The organism is Burkholderia sp. JP2-270, from assembly GCF_003233675.1.
Taxonomy (GTDB): domain Bacteria; phylum Pseudomonadota; class Gammaproteobacteria; order Burkholderiales; family Burkholderiaceae; genus Burkholderia; species Burkholderia pyrrocinia_C.
In genome coordinates this window covers 180,383-196,397 of sequence record NZ_CP029826.1, presented here as the reverse complement: position 1 = coordinate 196,397, position 16,015 = coordinate 180,383, and the positions used below count along the sequence as shown (strand labels likewise).

Below are 16,015 nucleotides of genomic sequence, written 5' to 3'. Positions count from 1 at the left end.
TCGCGCATTATGAACTGACGTCCCGAACTTGATCGGGATGTCGGCGCATGGGCTTCCGTGCGTCGTGCCGGGTCGGGCGGCGCGGCGGCAACCCGAGGAGATGATCATGAGAAAGCTACATTCCGTTGCTGTCGAGATGGCGATAGTGACCATGACGGTTGTCGTGCTGGCGGGTTGCGGCGGTATGTCTCGCCGCGGAACGGATACCGTGATCGGGGCCGGTGTCGGCGGCGTCGCCGGTGCAGTCCTGACGGGCGGCAGTGCGTTGGGCACGATTGGCGGCGCGGCCGTCGGCGGGGTTGTCGGCAATCAGGTCGGGAAATAGGCCCGCCGGTTGAAGGGCAGGGAAGCGGCACGCGCACGCGCCGTCACGGCGAAGCGCGCGCGGATAGGAGCGTGGCGCGGAGTGCGACCGGTATGTCGGCATTTCTCCTGAACGGCGAGCTGAAGCTGTCGTGGTGGCAGCTTGCGTGGGTCGTGTTCGCGCTCACGCATGTCACCATCATCAGCGTGACCGTGTACCTGCACCGCTGCCAGGCGCACCGGGCGCTGGATCTGCACCCGTGCGCCAGTCACTTCTTCCGGTTCTGGCTGTGGTTGACGACCGGCATGCTGACCACGCAGTGGGTCGCGGTGCATCGCAAGCATCACGCGAGGAGCGAGACCCCGGAAGATCCGCATAGCCCGCGCACCCGCGGCCTCGCGACCGTGCTGCTGCGCGGTGCGGAACTGTACCGGGCGGAAGCGCGGAACGAGGAAACGCTGCGCAGATACGGCTCGGGTACGCCGGACGACTGGCTCGAACGCCACGTGTATGCCCGCTATCCGAATCTCGGCGTCGGGCTGCTGGCCGTGATCGACGTCGGGCTGTTCGGGCTGCCCGGCGTGGCGGCGTGGGCGATCCAGATGATGTGGATTCCGTTCTGGGCCGGCGGCGTGGTCAATGGCTGCGGCCACTTCAGCGGTTATCGGAATTTCGCGACGCCGGATGCGAGCACCAACCTTTTCCCGCTGGGCATCCTGATCGGCGGAGAAGAATTGCATAACAATCACCACGCATACGTGACGTCGGCCAGGCTGTCGAACCGCTGGTTCGAGTTCGACATCGGCTGGCTGTACATCCGCCTGCTGGCGGTGTTGAGACTCGCGACCATTCGGCGAATCGCGACGAAGCCGCGCCTGCTCCCGAACAAGGTGGTGGCGGACGACGCGACGCTGCAAGCGATCATCCGCAACCGGCATGCGGTGATGGCCGCCTATGCGCGCATGCTCGAGTCGGCCTGCCGGCGGGAGCTGCGCCGCATCGAGGACATGAGCAGCGACGACAAGCGCGCGTTCGCGCTCGGCATGAAACGCTGGCTGCGCCAGGCCTGGGGCCATCGGGACAAGCCCGATCTGCGGGCGCTGAAGAGCCCCAATGCGAACCGGCGAATACGCGTGTACGTGGATATGTACGAGACGTTGCTCGAGCTATGGACGTGGTCGCACGCGTCGCACGAGCAATTGCTGGTTCAGTTGCAGGACTGGTGCCGTAGTGCGGAGCAGAGCGGCATCAAGGCGATCGCCGATTTCTCGATGCGCCTGCGCCGGTATGCGTGATCGCGGCACGCCGGCGACCCGCCATGCGGGACCGGCGTGCCACAGCGCGCGGCGCGCGCGCCGCTCATTTCGCCCGATTGTCGGGGCGCGAATAACGCCACTTGCTCGCATTGGAATTGATGCCGGCATCCTGGCGGATGCGCTTTTCGGCGCGTTCGACGTCTGCACGGGCCAGATCGTCCCGCTGCTTTTGCCGCGTCGCGTCATCGCGCCGATCGATCGAGGGGCCTGTGTAGGATTTCATAGTTCCTCCGGAGTGAGGTGTGCTCGCGTCGCGAGACGCCGCGTCGAGCCGGATGCGGCGGACGGATTAGATCGCCGGAGCGGCGATCTTGCCATCCACGATGTCCTTGCCCAATTGCATCGCCAGGTCGAGTGCGAGCGCCGCCGTTTGCGGAGCGCCGTGCCCGAAAATGGTCGAGTAGCGCGGTGCCGTTGCCGAGGTCGCCGGAATCTTATCGATGCGCACGATCGAACCGAAGCGCTTCAGGCCGGGGGCGTGGGGATCGCCGAACGGCGGGAACAGGATTTGCGAATAGACACGCAGTTCACGTCCGCGATATTCGAGAGTGGGGATGGTCATGATGTGCTCCTGACAGAGCAACCGTTGGCGCCGAAGGATTCGAGGGCGCCGATGCCTTGACGACAAACCGGCAGGTGTTTCAGTGTGCGCGCTCAATACCGGTTTGGCAACGAACACATCGGATACCGAATCATGTTTCGATGCAGATGAATCACCGGTTTGCAATAGGCGGTCAATTGCGCTGCAGGAATACCCGCTTCCGAATAGTCGATACCGTACAGACGCAGGCGTGTCGTGCGGTTCACGATGAACTCAACACCGAGGAGGCTGCCATGTGCATCCCACTTTCACCCGAGGTCGTCGAGACCCTCAAATCGCTCGATCGAATTCCGGATTCCCAAGCCGATATACCGCGCGCGATAGCCAATGAACTGTTGATTCACGGGCTTGCATACGAGTCGCGCAGCGGCGGCTCGATCAATATGACGGCCGCGGGCCGGCTGTGGCTGAATCGGTGCGCCGATTAGCGCACGCGCCGACCGGACGAGACGGGAGTTTTGTCGCGTACAACGCTCCCTGGACAAGTGAGGCAATGATGAAAATCCAATCTACACGATGGTTTCCGCTGGACCGATATGCGCCGGTTCGCGACGGATGGTATGAGGTTCGACTGGTGAGCGGCGACACGGCATTTGCGAAGTTCGGCGGCGGCGAATGGACCGAAAAGCCGGTGCTCGCCTTTACGCGCTGGCGAGGCTTGTGCTCCGATCCGGCCAAGTCGGGCGACCAGGAGACGTTTGCCGCGGATGCGACCGCAGCGAAAGGTGTCCGGGACGCCTGGGACGCGTTCTTTCCCGGCGTCGGAGACGAGCAGCACAAACCACGTGCCGCGCACAGCGATCGCACCTGACGCATTGCGGCATCGTGACGCTCAGTCGGGAAGCGGGTATCGCCGGATGCATGCACGCACGCGCCGTCGATACCCGCCGAATGCGCGGCACGTTGCCCGGTCGCGCGGCGCTTCCTTCGGAACCGTTCGCGCGGACACTCTACGGCCGCTTCCTGAATTGCTCTTTCGCGTCACCGAATGACGCCTGTGTCTTGCCGACGACCTGCTCGACCTTGCCGCGCATCCTGGTCGATCTATTGCCGATGACCCTGCCGATCATTTCCGTCAGTTTGCCTTTCGCTTCCGCGATGCGGCCTCTCACTTGATCCCTGTTCATGACATCGCTCCTTGACATGAGTCGCCCGTTTCACCGGTACGAAACCCGGAACCATCGAAGCGTCGTATCGGGCGCTTTGGCGCGGGACACTCAGGGCGCCCGAAGACACACTGCGCGCGATCGTGACGGAAGTCGGTACGATGCCGTACGCGAGTCGGCGCCGGCGCGCCAGCGGATGCATGCGGGCGGCGCTCGGCGTGATCGCCGCGAAGACGGAGGGTGCAGGTTGTCTGTCTTGCACGCCAGGCACGCTTTCGTACTTTATTCGCATTCGCGTGCAGGCAGTGTCAGGGATATCCACGAACAATCCGCGGCCAATCATGCTGCGACGAACATTTCCATGGGATGCGCCGGGATCGATCCTTGCTATCGGTGTCGTGTCCCGGGATGCACGACGGCCTGCACATCCGACGCCAGTGGCCACCGGACCGACAAATGCCACGGCGTTGCCGCGGACGTCGACTCGACCGTTGCGCGCCGTTGCACGACCGCCAAAGGCTCGCGTATTGCCCGGCTCAAGCCGCTGTAACAAACGTCGAAGGCAGGGCGGCTTTGTATTCATGTGTTGTTTCAATCTTGCGGAGGGCGTATGAACATCCTCACGAGCGCGGGACCACTGGTTTCGCTGATCGCAGGCATTCTGATTCTTGTGGTGCCCCGTCTGTTGAATTACATCGTTGCGATCTACCTGATCGTCATCGGGTTGCTCGGGCTGTTCGGCGGACATATCCACTGAGCCGGGGCACCGAAGAAAAAAGCAGGTGACGAACCTCGCAGGCGGCACCCGCGATCGTCGACTCGCAACCGTCGCCAGGTCCGCACGTTGTCGACCGCGCGACGACGTGCCGCCCGTTGCCCGGTTGCGCCATCGCGTGCCGGTTGCAATCGAGGTCGCGCGGCCGGAGTGATGCGCCGCGCCGTCCGGGATGACTCGCGCGCGGCCGGTACGTTGCCGGACAGACTCCGCGCCCGCGTCCGTCTACCTTGATATCGAAAGTGTCGATGCACGTCCCGAACCGGGTGCATCGAGCACGAGCCCTGCATGAAGAAGCAGGACGACTTGCGTCCGGGGAACTCCGGCATTCGGGATGCGGCACTGCGAAATTCGCGTCGACAGGCGACGAACGGCGCGTGCGCGTGTCGAGGCGGGAGCGCATGTGAGCGTGTCGACGTAAACATCGGTTCGATTGCATTCGGCGGGGTCATCGGTGCGCACGCATCGCGACATGACCGTCCGGATTGATTGAGGAGAGACGACATGTCACTGGGACTTCTTCTACTGATCGTGGTCGTGCTGCTGATGGTCGGAGTGATCCCGACCTGGCGCTACAGCAATGGCTGGGGTTATGGTCCAAGCGGATTGCTGGGCCTGGTATTGATCGTATTGCTCGTCCTGATGCTGCTGGGCAGGCTGTGACGCGGGACGTCATCGACGCTGCAGGTTCATGGAAAGACGCCCGCCCGGCACCTTGCGTGTCGGGGGGGAGCACCGCACCGAGCCGTTCGACCAACGCACGCATCGTGCCACTGCGCACGCCCCGGATCTCACGCAAAGCGACGCATCAGCGGCGCGGCTGAAATACCGTGCAGCACGATCGACACGGCGATGATGGCCAGTACCCACGGCACCAGCGGCAACAGTTCCGCGCGCGGCCCTTGCTCCAGGGCCAGCGTCAGGTAATACAGCGAACCCACGCCGCGAATGCCGAACCAGCTGATCAACCGGCGCTGGCGGCGCGACGCCCGGGACCCGATCAGCGCGAGCTGGATGGCTGCCGGCCGGATGACGAACAGCAGTGTCGCGACCACAGCCACGCCCGTCCAGGTCAGCATGCCGGCCCAATAGCGGGAGACGAGTGCGCCGATCAGCAGGATCAGCACGGCTTCGGCGATGTGTTCCAGCTCGGCCGTGAATCCCATGACCGATTCCGCGACGAACGCATGGGCTTTGTCGGGATCGGTGGCGGTGGCCTCGACATCCTCGCTGTCCACGACGCCGACTGTCTCCTTCGACGTCTTCCGGCCGCTCGTTCGATGCTCGACGCGCCGCATCGCGACGCCCGCGGCGAATACGGCCAGGAACCCGTAGCCATGAATGGCGAGCGTCACGCCGTACGACAGCATGATCAGGCCCAGCGCGAAGAACCCTTCGAAGCCGAGCGCCTGTCCGTGCCGGCTACGCAGGAATGCGACGAGCCGGGCCGTGACGAAGCCGAACAGCCAGCCGGTGCCCACGCCGGACGCGATGCCCCATGCAATGCCGCCGACCATGCTCCAGTGAAGCTCCGACGTCGTGCCGGAGCCGCACAAAAGCAGGCCGAGCAGCGCGCACGGGTAGGCCGTGCCGTCGTTGATCCCGCCTTCTCCGGACAACGAAAAACGCACCAGCTCGACGTCGCCCGCGTCGCGCACGCCGACGTCATGAGCAAGTACCGGGTCCGTCGGCGCGATCATCGCGCCCAGCAGTACCGCGACGCCGACACTCAAATGCAACACCAGCACGCCGAGCGCGGCGATCGACGCGACGGTGAAGATCATCGCGACGACGCCGAGCCGCAGCGGCAGCATCCAGCGGGGATCGGCGGGCGGGACACGCAGCTTCAGGCCGATCGCGAACAGCGAGATCAGCAGGCCGATTTCGGCGGCGATGCGCAACCGCGCGACGTCGTCCGGCAATGTCATCGACAGGAAGCCGATGCCGGCCGGTCCGATCAGAAAGCCGATCCCGAGATACACCATGGCCGCACTCAGCGGCAGTCGCTCGAGCGACGATCCCATGAGTCCCATGAAAATCAGCAGGGCTCCGAAGATGAGGCATCCGATCGCTTCGGTCACTTTGCATTCCCCGCATGAATAACGTCGCGCTCGCCGCGCTTCGGTTGCAGGTCGCCATGTGGCGTCGTGGAGGCAGTACGTGGCACGCTCGGGGCGTCGCACTCGTCGCACAGTATCGCGCCGAACGTCCCACGTTCGCAGCGAGCCGGTTCGGCGTCTGTCCGATGGCGGACAAAGGACCGGGCACGACCATTGCGATCGCAGCCACGCGCGCCTGCGGCTGAAGCACCCGGGAACCCGTACCCGAAACGGCACGCATGCGATGTACGGTAGCGGGCAGAGTGGCGCCGTGCGTCGTCATAGACTGTTTTCCGACCCTGACGACCACCGGAGCACTGCCATGGCCCACACAGCAATCGAGGGAGACCTGCTTTCACTTGAACGACTCATTGCACGCGTCGCGTCCGGTGAGCCTGCGCCATGGGCACTGTGGAGAATCCGGCTGGAATCGATTCTGGAACACGGCAGTCTGACGCCCTCGGAACGCACGCATTTCGTCAGCATCATCGCCCTTATCCTCATGCTCGAGCGTCGAGCGGGCAAGCCGGCCGCGCATTGAGCACGGCCGGCGCGTCGGGTACCGAGGACCTTTACCGGATTTATCCGGAAAGCTTCGACGGAGAGGATCACGTGGCGCGCATCGCGTCCGATGCCCGGTCGATGGTCGACACGTGCTCGAAGCCGGTACGCGCCATGCCGGCGGCGACCCGAATGCCTGATACGCGCATGGGCCGCCCACGGTTCAGGCCAGCAGTTTCAGCGCGCGGTCGCAGACGTTTTCGACCGTGAAGCCGAAATCGCGCATCAGCTCGGCGCCCGGCGCCGACGCGCCGAAACCCGCGATGCCGAGCACGTCGCCACGATCGCCGACATAGCGGTGCCAGCCTTGCGACACACCCGCCTCGATCGCCAGCCGCGCGCCGACCGACTTCGGCAGCACCGCGTCCTGATACGGCTGGGGCTGAGCGTCGAACAATCGCCAGCAGGGCAGCGACACCACCCGAACCGCCACGCCGCGCGCGAGCAGTTCGACTTGCGCCGCCAGCGCCAACGCGACTTCCGAGCCCGTCGCGATCAGGATCAGCGCGGGGCGGCCGTCGGGGGCATCGGCCAGCACGTAGCCGCCGCGCCGCAAGCCCTCGGCCGGCGCGAACCGGAGGCGATCGATGGTCGGCACGTCCTGGCGGGTCAGGACCAGCGCGGTCGGCCGCTCCCGCGCTTCGAGCGCCACCCGCCACGCGACGGCCGTCTCGTTGGCATCGGCCGGTCGAATCACCAGCAGGCCCGGGATCGCGCGCAGGCCGGCCAGCTGCTCCATCGGCTGATGCGTCGCACCGTCCTCGCCGAGCGCGAGGCTGTCGTGCGTGAAGACATAGATTACCTGCAGGCGCATCAACGCGGCGAGCCGGATCGGCGGACGCATGTAGTCGGAAAAGATCAGGAAGGTCGCGCCGAACGGCAGGATGCCGCCGTGGGTCGCCAGGCCGTTCAGGATGGCGCCCATCGCATGCTCGCGCACGCCGAAATGCAGATTGCGGCCGCTGCGGCTCCAGCCGCCGCCGTCGGAGCCTTGCCGGTCGAGCGCATTCATGCCGGCGGCCTCGAAATCGCCGTGCCCGGTCAGCGCGGTGAAGGTGGAGGGATTCAGATCGGCGGAGCCGCCGACCAGCGACGGTACGCGGGAGGCGAGGGCATTCAGCACCTGGCCGGATGCGACCCGCGTCGCGATGCCTTTCGGATCGGCCGGAAAGACCGGGATATCGCGGTCCCAACTGTCGGGCAGCGCGCCGCGCACGGTGTTCAGCAGCATCTCGGCCAGCTCGGGAAACGCGCGCGCATAGGCTGCGAATCGCGCGTTCCAGTGCTCTTCCCGTGCCCGCCCCTGCGTCAACGCACGACGAAAATGCGCGAGCGCCCGTGCGGGGATATGAAAGGCGGGGTCGGGCGGCCAGCCGAGGTTGTGCTTGGTCAGGCGCACCTCGGCATCGCCGAGCGGCGATCCGTGAGCCTGGTACGTGTCCTGCCGGTTCGGCGAGCCGTAGCCGAGGTGCGTGCGCACGAGGATCAACGACGGACGCAGCTTCTCCGCACGCGCGTTGACCAGCGCCGCGTCGATGGCGGCCAGGTCGTTGCCGTCGTCGACCGTTTCGGTATGCCAGCCGTAGGCGTCGAACCGTTGCGCGCGATCTTCGGTGAAGGTGATCGCGGTGCCGGCGGACAGCGTGACGCGATTGTCGTCGTACAGGCAGATCAGCTTGCCGAGCCGCAGATGGCCGGCAAGCGATGCGGCTTCCGCTGCGACGCCTTCCATCAGGTCGCCGTCGCTGACGAGTGCGTAGGTGTGGTGATCCACGATCTCGAAGCCGGGACGGTTGTAGCACGCGGCGAGCTGCGCTTCCGCCATCGCCATGCCGACGGCGTTGGCGAAGCCCTGGCCGAGCGGGCCGGTCGTCGTCTCGACGCCCGGCGTGAGGCCGCGCTCCGGATGGCCGGGCGTGAGGCTGCCCGATTGCCGGAAGCGCTCGATCTGATCGAGCGGCAGGTCGTAGCCGGTCAGGTGAAGCAGGCTGTACAACAGCATCGAGCCATGTCCGGCCGACAGGATGAAGCGATCGCGATCGAGCCACGCCGGGTTGGCGGGGTGATGCTTGAGATGGCGCATCCATAACGCATAGGCCATCGGTGCGGCGCCGAGCGGCAAGCCTGGATGGCCGCTCGCCGCTTTCTGCACGGCATCGATCGACAGGAAGCGCAGCGTATTGATGCAGAGTGCATCGAGTGCCGAACCTTCGGTTGGCGGGAAATCGGTTGAGGTCATGCAGTTGCTCCCTGGCGCCCGGTCACGGGATATCCCGCACGGGATGGTGGTTGCGTGGGCTACCCGTTGCGCGGGTCAGCGTTATCGGTCTCCGGACCAATAACCGTGCTTGCCGTAGAACTCATGCAACTCGATCTCGTAGCTTCGATGCACGAGCTGCGAGTCGTCGTATGGAGGGCTCCGGCGGATCGCGTCGCGCGTGAGCGTGGTCGATACCGTTTCCGTCGGCCAGTCCACCTGGTCGAGCCAGTGAGTCGCGATCAGCACTTCCTTGCCGGTCGACCACCAGCTCGACGTGTCGATTGCCAGATAGCGGATCACCCAGGCTTCATCGTCGTAAATGAAATCGGACACGTGGCCGATATGTCCGTCCTCGAGTTCGAGCCGATATCCGTCGACCTCGCGGGTGCTGTGCAGATGCGTATCCGCCGCTGCGCTGGCCGGCGCGGTGCGCGAGACGAGCGGATCGCCAGCTTCAGGGTCCTGCGACGGCCCGGCGGGATCGAAAGCCGGGTACGCGCCCATCCCCCAAAGGTTCGGGCCGCCCCAGTAAGTCGGGTAGTTGTAGTAACGCAGGTACTCGATCTCGTGCTGGCGCGATACCGGTTTGTGCGTGTCCACGTTCGGGCTGTCTCTCACCTGCTGTTGCGTGAGGCTGACGTATAGCGTGCGGGTTTCGGGATCGGCATGCGTGACGGAATACGGCGAGACCAGCACCTGCCTGTCGTGCAGCCAGTCGCCCGTCTCGACGACGAGGTAGCGGATGCACCAGTTGTCGTCGTCGAAGTAGGCCTCGTGGATGCGCCCGATATCGCCGTCCTTCGCTCGAACCGTGTCTCCGTGCAACCTTCGGATGCTTCGTAACATGATGTCCTCGCCAGATCGATGCTCGGCACGTCGGTGATCCGGCTGGCATGCCTGCCGTGCGGCGGCGTCCAGCCGTTCGTCCGCCGATGCGGAGCGATTCCTGCCGGGCGCGTCCCCTCGGATGGCCGGCATGCTTGAGACGCTACACGCGACGAATGGCCGATGCGGTACGAAACCGTACAAAGCGCACGCGGGGACGATCCGGCGGCGAACCGTCCCCTCCCGACATGTCGCGAAACATCCTGTCTCTTTTTGTCATCAGGATCACGAAGCGGTGAAGATCGGCAGGTTCCGCTCGTACCCTGCGCAATTTTTAAATGGAGCTTATGCTGGCGTCGTGACCGGCGGCATTCCACACTGGGCCGGCCGCACGCGGCCAGTCGAATCCGGGGCAGCCCGGTCCGATCATCAGCTCCATGGAGGCGGTTATGCGCAGCAGGTATCGAGAGCAGCATACGAACGGCAGCAAGAGCGAGCGCAATGTCGACGACGCGGTCGAGGGGACGTTCCCCGCCAGCGATCCGCCGTCGATAGGCGGTGTCACCCGGATGATTTCCCGCCCGGCCCATCGAAAGCATCACCGGAAGTCGTCGCACGTCAAGCACCGTTAGCGCAGGTTGCGCGATGCGTGCCAGCGCCTTGCGTGACGGGGATCCATCGAGTCGTCGCCGGCATTCAGCGATATCGATGAACGCGCAGGCATCGGTCAGAGCGACGGCGAGCCGATATTCCCGGTCTTCCCGGGTACGGAACCGTACCGACTTCCGATGCCGGTGCGCGCAGCGTTTTCTTGTGCGTCGAGTGCCATTGTCGATGTCGAGGCTGCGCACGAGATGGATATTCCCGGATCTTGTCCAAGGAGGACATCATGACGACGCTTCACACCCCCGATCGACCTGTGGATGACGGCAACGGGGGCAAGCTTGTCGAACACGATTCAGGCGACGAGCCCGGTCCTATGGTGACGACTACGGATGGCCTGAAGGGCAGCAAGATCGTTGCGTCGGACGGCGAGGATGTTGGAAGTGTTTTCGACATCGTGCTCGACTTGCACCACGGCAGAATTGCCTACGCGGTTGCTTCCAGCGGAGGAACGGGCGAGATGCTTTGCGCCATTCCGTGGAATGCGATGAAATACGATATCGGCGACAAATCTTTCCATCTGGATGTGACCGCCGCGCATGTCAAAGGCACACCGGGCTTCGACGACGAGCATTGGCCGGTGATGACGCAATCACGGTGGGGAATGTCGCTTCACCAGTACTACAACCGGACGCCGTACTGGGTAGCCGGATGAAACGATGTCACAGAGAGGTTCCGTCGCGTCGACAGTCGTATGCTCACGGAATATCGGATTCGGGCCGTTCGCGCCACGATGCGTCGCAGTAGTGGCTAGAGCCGCTTCAGATCGGGAAGCAGGCGATCGAATTCGCGTTTGACCACGCTGTAGCATTCGCACACGCGCTTTTCGAGCCCCGGCCGATCCAGCACCTCGATATGACCGTAGTTGTAGCGGATGAGGCCCGCGTCCTGCAGCTTCAATGCCGCTTCCGTCACGCCCGACCTGCGCACGCCCAGCATGTTGGCGATCAGTTCCTGCGTCATGCGCAGCTGGTTCGACGGCAGGCGGTCGAGGCTGAGCAGCAGCCAGCGGCACAGCTGCTGATCGATCGAATGATGCCGGTTGCATACCGCGGTCTGAGCCATCTGCGTGATCAGCGCCTGGGTATAGCGCAACAGCAGGCGCTGCATTGAGTTGCCGCGCCGGAATTCTTCTTTCAGGATGCCCGCATCGAGCCGGTAGGCCTGCCCCGCGCTTTGCACGACGGCTCGGCTCGGGGTCGTTTCGCCGCCCATGAACAGCGACACGCCGATCATGCCTTCATGGCCGACGATCGCGATTTCCGCGGACGAGCCGTCCTCCATCACATATAGCAGCGACACGATCGACGTGGTCGGAAAATAGACGTGATGAAGCTGGCCACCCGACTCGTACAGCACGTTTCCCAACGGCATGTCGACGAGCGTCAGGTGTGGGGCGAGGTGGGCGCGCTCGTTATCCGGCAGCGCGGCAAGCAGGTGGTTTTCGATAATGGGCGGGTTGTCCTGCATGCGTGGCTCCTGCGCTTGCACTCGGTTGACGGTGAAAACTCCGGCCGACGTGGATGCAGCGGGAATCGGTGGAAGCGGCCAACCATCATACGTTATCGATCCGGCGACCGGACGGGAGGGTGACGACAATGTGTCCCTTTTCCCGATGAGTTCGGGATGACCGACCGTTCGAATGCGAATCCACCTTGAAAAATTATAGTGTCGATACATGCGCCATCAAGGTGCGCGCAATCACGCGCGCACGATACGGAACCGATATCTGACGGTGCAGTTGACGGTAAATTGCGGCCGCCGGGCTTGCCATGCGGTCCGCGATTGAGATCGCGAAGGCGCGGTGCGCAGAGCGACCGATCACCGATACGCGCGACGGAAAGCAGCACGGTAACGCGGCGAAGCGCTGGCCGACGCGCTTCGGCATTCACCGTGCGCGTGCTGCCCGTGTCATCCGGTGTGCCGCCACGAGGCCGAGGGCGAGCATCACCTCGACATACGCGGCGACGCTCCCCCGTGCGCCGCGTTGCCGGAACGTGCCGCCGTCCTCAGTGCGATTCGACGAGACGCGGATCGATATACGCGTCGATGTCCTGCGACTGCTTGTAGACCGCGTTGCGCACGTTGAATGCGTTCGCGTTGCGGGTCGATCCGTAGATCGAATCGAGACCGTCGCCCTTGCGGAACGCCTGCTTCGCGGCCGCGGCATCGAGCAAGTGCGTGCCCTTCAGAAGCGGCAGATATTGCGCCGGCGTGAGGCCCACGCGGGCGGACATGATCTTCACCGCATCGGCCTGCGTCTTCGGATCGTTGATGTATGCGACGCAGCGATACCAGACCTTGACGACCTTTGCCCAGTCGGCCCGGCGCGCGGCGAGGCTGGTCGGCGTCACCGTGATCGCGTCGTAGATCAGCCCCGGCGCATCCGCCGACGTGAAGATCGCGCGCGCACCCGGTGCGCGTTTCAGCGCCTCGCCGGCATTCGGCTGCCACGCCGCGACCGCCGCGATGTCGGACGACGCGCCGAGCACCTGCGGCAGTTCGTTGGTCTTCGCGTTGACGAGCGTGACGTCGCCGTCCTTCAGCCCGTGCTTCTGCAGCGCGGTTTCGAGCAGCAGGTGATCGACGAGCCCGAGCTCGACGCCGATCTTCCGGCCCTTCAGGCCTTCGACGGTCCGCAGCGGCGGCTTCGCGATGATCATGTCGTTGCCGGCCGAATAGTCGGTGAGCAGGATCATCACGTTCTTCGCGCCGGACGCGCCCGTGACGAGCGCATCGCCGTTGGTCACCGCGACCGCGTCGAGCTTGCCCGCGGAGAACGCGTCGAGCGACGCCGAATAATCGAACCATTCGAAATCGACGTCGACGCCGGCTTCCTTGAACCAGCCCTTGTCGAGCGCGACCTGGAACGCGACCCAGCCGGGCCAGTCGCTGTAGCCGATCTTCAGCGGCGGAGCCGCATGCGCGGCGGGCGCGGCGAACAGCGACGTCGTGACGGCGACGGCGGCTAGCGCGTGGCGGACGGAGCGGAGGTGCCGGGAGGACAGCAGGCGGCGGAACGGCGAGGCGAGGCGGGTCATCGTTTTCTCCAGGAGACCGGGATCGGGATCGTCGGCACGGGTCGCGCCCATGCGCGATCCGGCCGCGTGACCGGTTCCTGCGGATGCGGGACGAACGACCGGCCACGGAGAGGCGCGACGGCCGTCGCCATCGCCAATCTCCCGGGCTTTTGTCCCGCCGTGTAGCGCCATGCGCGCACGGTCAGACGACCGTATGCACCGACGCCGGGCTGCTCTCGGACCAGACGTTCGACGAACCGGAACCCTAGCATCCCTAAGATGCGACACCGCCGCACCTCTCGGCACCGGAGCGAGCGAGAAGCATGCCAGCGGTGTGATCCGGCAGCTGACGTGCGTCGGAAACGCGCCGTTCAGCGATGGCGCGCAGCCCGCTGCAGTTCGATGAAACGGACGGAGAACAGCGCGGCCAGCGCGCGCCGAAGCAGGTCGAGTTTGTTCATGAGCGGTCGGTCGACAGAGTGATGGTGTGCGTATTCAGCAATGGCCGTGCCATTGCGATCGCACGCGATGCGCGTGCGTATTGCTGGCCCGCGGCTGCCCCGCGTTGGTGCCGGCCGCGTTCGACTGGTGCGCACGCTGCCCAACGGGAGGGCGGGCCGGCGATTGCGCGTCGTGTGCGGGTCGGCCGCCGAGGCTGCGCTGCTCGGGGCCGCGTGCGATTGCGGAAGGCGCTGGCACGCAACTCGCTTATTCACCGTCCGAGAGGTGCGAAGCAATTTGCATCATCTTCAGGATCGCTAGGGTTCCGGTCGCGCGGCGTCATACGCCGTGCGATGCCTGGTCCGAGAGCAATCCGGTCTTGCCGCCTGCCTTGTTGCGAGGATCCGGCGAGGCTCCACGGAGGGACAAAAGCCCGGGAGGTCGCGATGTCGTTCGGTCGCCCTCTCACGCCTTTTGTCCAACCGATCCGAGGAGCCGCCATGTCGCCGAGCCCCCAAGCCCCGCTTGCCCCGTTGCCGCACGTCGTGTGGGAAACGGTCGTTCCCGCCGGAACCCACTGGTCCGGCATCCTTCGTCGCGGTCTCGCGCTGCGCATCGTCGATCTCGACGGCGGCGCGAACCTGTCCGCCGTGTTTCATCGTCACGAAGATCCGCTCGAACGCTACAACATGGCCGATACGCTGAAGGCGCAGCACACCGCGCACCTGACGCGCGGCCACGCGCTGTATACGGACATGGGCCGCGTGATCGCGTCGATCACGGCCGACACGCTCGGCTGGCACGATCCGCTCGGCGGCATCGGCGATGCGCGGCTGTTCGCGCGCAAGTACGGCGAGTCGTCGTATCAGGCCGAACGCAACGCGATGATCCGCAACGGCCGCGACAGCCTCGTGCTCGAACTCGCGAAATACGGGCTGTCCGCGCGCGACCTCGTCGCGAACGTCAATTTCTTCAGCAAGCTCGCGCCGCGCGACGACGGGTCGTTCGATTTCGTCGCGGGCCACTCGTCGGCCGGCAGCACATTCGACCTGCGCTTCGAGATGAACACGCTCGCCGCGTTCTCGACCGCGCCGCATCCGCTCGATCCGCAGCCGGCCTATACGCCGAAACCCGTGAAGTTGATCGCATACCGCGCCTACCCGGCCGACGGTGCCGCGCCGGACGACGATCCGTGCCGCACCGCGTGCGCGGAGAACACGCGCGGCTTCATCAACACCGACCGACTGTTCGCGTAAGGAGACCCGACATGCCGATCATCGAAAGCCGCCTCGACCCGCGGCACGCGATCTACGACACCACGCTGAACGCCGGCGAACCGTGGCTGCACGACGTGAAGCGCGGGCAGGTGCTGCGCATCCTCGATCTCGAAGGCAACCAGGCCGTCGATACGCTGTTCTATCGCACCGACGCACCCGACGAGCGCTACAGCGCGCAGGACACGATCCGCGAGCAGCGCAATCTGTACCTGAGCGCGGGCAGCGTGCTGCTGTCCAGTCTCGGCAATCCGATGGTGACGATCGTTGCCGATACCTGCGGCCGCCACGACACGCTCGGCGGCGCGTGCGCGGCCGAAAGCAATACGGTGCGCTACGCGCTTGACAAGCGCCACATGCACAACTGCCGCGACAGTTTCCTCAACGCGATCGCGCACTGCGCATGTGGCACCGGCGCGCGGCTGACCAAGCGCGACCTCGTCGGCAACGTCAATTTCTTCATGAACGTGCCGGTCACGCCGCTCGGCGGGCTGACGTTCGAGGACGGCATTTCCGCGCCCGGCAAGTATGTCGAGATGCGCGCGGAGATGGACGTCACGGTGCTGATCTCGAACTGCCCGCAGCTCAACAACCCGTGCAACGGCTACAACCCGACGCCGGTGCGGCTGACGATCTGGGAGGCTGAATGAACTACCCCCACGCTCAATTGCGTTGCATGGGACCGGAGTACGCGCTAAAGCGCTACTCCGGATCGACACGTCCGCTGCCCCCAAGGGGGCGGTTGCCTGCCTCGGGGCGGCCCGGCGGGA

At 65.1% G+C, this 16,015-nt stretch carries 19 protein-coding genes and 2 riboswitches; of the genes, 11 read left to right on the top strand and 8 right to left on the bottom strand.

Annotated features, from left to right (window positions below; genetic code table 11):
• The first annotated feature begins 100 nt into the window (after nucleotides 1–100).
• Both DM992_RS33630 and DM992_RS33625 read left to right on the top strand, forming a co-directional pair.
• The gene (locus DM992_RS33630; RefSeq protein WP_239511516.1) at nucleotides 101–325 is read left to right on the top strand and encodes a glycine zipper 2TM domain-containing protein; all 225 of its coding nucleotides are present in this window, start codon (nucleotides 101–103) and stop codon (nucleotides 323–325) included.
• 92 nt (nucleotides 326–417) lie between these two features.
• The gene (locus tag DM992_RS33625) at nucleotides 418–1,599 is read left to right on the top strand and encodes a fatty acid desaturase (RefSeq protein WP_111020616.1); all 1,182 of its coding nucleotides are present in this window, start codon (nucleotides 418–420) and stop codon (nucleotides 1,597–1,599) included.
• Between the two features lie 64 nt (nucleotides 1,600–1,663).
• Here the strand turns inward: DM992_RS33625 and DM992_RS43585 are convergent, their stop codons facing one another.
• Nucleotides 1,664–1,843 (bottom strand): hypothetical protein, encoded by a 180-nt coding sequence (locus DM992_RS43585; RefSeq protein ID WP_111020615.1) that lies wholly within the window; start codon nucleotides 1,841–1,843, stop codon nucleotides 1,664–1,666.
• Nucleotides 1,844–1,909: 66 nt separating this feature from the next.
• Nucleotides 1,910–2,182 carry a hypothetical protein gene (locus tag DM992_RS33615; RefSeq protein WP_111020614.1) on the bottom strand — a complete coding sequence of 91 codons (273 nt, stop codon included), beginning with the start codon at nucleotides 2,180–2,182 and terminating at the stop codon, nucleotides 1,910–1,912.
• 140 nt (nucleotides 2,183–2,322) lie between these two features.
• Here DM992_RS33615 and DM992_RS43085 point away from each other — a divergent pair, with 140 nt between their 5' ends.
• Nucleotides 2,323–2,649, top strand: coding sequence for a hypothetical protein (locus DM992_RS43085; RefSeq protein WP_239511515.1), 327 nt, complete (start codon nucleotides 2,323–2,325; stop codon nucleotides 2,647–2,649).
• A gap of 68 nt (nucleotides 2,650–2,717) precedes the next feature.
• Nucleotides 2,718–3,032, top strand: a complete 315-nt coding sequence (locus DM992_RS33605; protein WP_111021576.1) for a hypothetical protein — start codon at nucleotides 2,718–2,720, stop codon at nucleotides 3,030–3,032.
• Between the two features lie 139 nt (nucleotides 3,033–3,171).
• Here DM992_RS33605 and DM992_RS33600 read toward each other — a convergent pair whose 3' ends face one another.
• Nucleotides 3,172–3,348 carry a CsbD family protein gene (locus DM992_RS33600; protein WP_111021575.1) on the bottom strand — a complete coding sequence of 59 codons (177 nt, stop codon included), beginning with the start codon at nucleotides 3,346–3,348 and terminating at the stop codon, nucleotides 3,172–3,174.
• A gap of 589 nt (nucleotides 3,349–3,937) precedes the next feature.
• Here DM992_RS33600 and DM992_RS33590 point away from each other — a divergent pair.
• Entirely contained in the window at nucleotides 3,938–4,084 is a 147-nt protein-coding gene (locus tag DM992_RS33590) for a DUF3096 domain-containing protein (protein WP_081938516.1), read from the top strand.
• Between the two features lie 522 nt (nucleotides 4,085–4,606).
• On the top strand, nucleotides 4,607–4,765 hold the full coding sequence (locus DM992_RS33585; RefSeq protein ID WP_111020613.1) for a DUF3309 family protein: 159 nt from the start codon (nucleotides 4,607–4,609) through the stop codon (nucleotides 4,763–4,765).
• Between the two features lie 128 nt (nucleotides 4,766–4,893).
• On the opposite strand, the gene DM992_RS33580 is transcribed toward DM992_RS33585, so the two are convergent.
• Complete coding sequence (locus DM992_RS33580) at nucleotides 4,894–6,183, bottom strand: cation:proton antiporter (RefSeq protein ID WP_111020612.1); 1,290 nt, start codon at nucleotides 6,181–6,183, stop codon at nucleotides 4,894–4,896.
• Between the two features lie 340 nt (nucleotides 6,184–6,523).
• On the opposite strand from DM992_RS33580, the gene DM992_RS33570 reads away from it, so the two are divergent.
• Nucleotides 6,524–6,742 carry a hypothetical protein gene (locus DM992_RS33570; RefSeq protein ID WP_111020610.1) on the top strand — a complete coding sequence of 73 codons (219 nt, stop codon included), beginning with the start codon at nucleotides 6,524–6,526 and terminating at the stop codon, nucleotides 6,740–6,742.
• A gap of 183 nt (nucleotides 6,743–6,925) precedes the next feature.
• Here DM992_RS33570 and tkt read toward each other — a convergent pair whose 3' ends face one another.
• Together tkt and DM992_RS33560 are read right to left on the bottom strand one after the other, a co-directional pair.
• Nucleotides 6,926–9,001 (bottom strand): transketolase, encoded by a 2,076-nt coding sequence (tkt, locus tag DM992_RS33565; RefSeq protein ID WP_111020609.1) that lies wholly within the window; start codon nucleotides 8,999–9,001, stop codon nucleotides 6,926–6,928.
• Nucleotides 9,002–9,082: 81 nt separating this feature from the next.
• Nucleotides 9,083–9,868 (bottom strand): PRC-barrel domain-containing protein, encoded by a 786-nt coding sequence (locus DM992_RS33560; protein WP_111020608.1) that lies wholly within the window; start codon nucleotides 9,866–9,868, stop codon nucleotides 9,083–9,085.
• Nucleotides 9,869–10,296: 428 nt separating this feature from the next.
• On the opposite strand from DM992_RS33560, the gene DM992_RS43080 reads away from it, so the two are divergent.
• Together DM992_RS43080 and DM992_RS33550 are read left to right on the top strand one after the other, a co-directional pair.
• Nucleotides 10,297–10,479, top strand: coding sequence for a hypothetical protein (locus DM992_RS43080; protein ID WP_111021574.1), 183 nt, complete (start codon nucleotides 10,297–10,299; stop codon nucleotides 10,477–10,479).
• Nucleotides 10,480–10,736: 257 nt separating this feature from the next.
• Nucleotides 10,737–11,165 (top strand): PRC-barrel domain-containing protein, encoded by a 429-nt coding sequence (locus DM992_RS33550; RefSeq protein WP_111021573.1) that lies wholly within the window; start codon nucleotides 10,737–10,739, stop codon nucleotides 11,163–11,165.
• Between the two features lie 95 nt (nucleotides 11,166–11,260).
• Here DM992_RS33550 and DM992_RS33545 read toward each other — a convergent pair whose 3' ends face one another.
• Both DM992_RS33545 and DM992_RS33535 read right to left on the bottom strand, forming a co-directional pair.
• Entirely contained in the window at nucleotides 11,261–11,980 is a 720-nt protein-coding gene (locus DM992_RS33545) for a Crp/Fnr family transcriptional regulator (protein ID WP_111020607.1), read from the bottom strand.
• A 539-nt stretch (nucleotides 11,981–12,519) separates the two neighbouring features.
• Nucleotides 12,520–13,551, bottom strand: a complete 1,032-nt coding sequence (locus tag DM992_RS33535) for an ABC transporter substrate-binding protein (RefSeq protein ID WP_111021572.1) — start codon at nucleotides 13,549–13,551, stop codon at nucleotides 12,520–12,522.
• Nucleotides 13,552–13,687: 136 nt separating this feature from the next.
• Nucleotides 13,688–13,810: riboswitch (guanidine-I (ykkC/yxkD leader) on the bottom strand.
• A 467-nt stretch (nucleotides 13,811–14,277) separates the two neighbouring features.
• Nucleotides 14,278–14,413: riboswitch (guanidine-I (ykkC/yxkD leader) on the top strand.
• Between the two features lie 58 nt (nucleotides 14,414–14,471).
• On the opposite strand from DM992_RS33535, the gene DM992_RS33530 reads away from it, so the two are divergent.
• Both DM992_RS33530 and DM992_RS33525 read left to right on the top strand, forming a co-directional pair.
• Nucleotides 14,472–15,227 (top strand): urea amidolyase associated protein UAAP1, encoded by a 756-nt coding sequence (locus DM992_RS33530; protein ID WP_111020605.1) that lies wholly within the window; start codon nucleotides 14,472–14,474, stop codon nucleotides 15,225–15,227.
• 11 nt (nucleotides 15,228–15,238) lie between these two features.
• The gene (locus tag DM992_RS33525; protein WP_111020604.1) at nucleotides 15,239–15,895 is read left to right on the top strand and encodes an urea amidolyase associated protein UAAP2; all 657 of its coding nucleotides are present in this window, start codon (nucleotides 15,239–15,241) and stop codon (nucleotides 15,893–15,895) included.
• Nucleotides 15,896–16,015 lie beyond the last annotated feature (120 nt).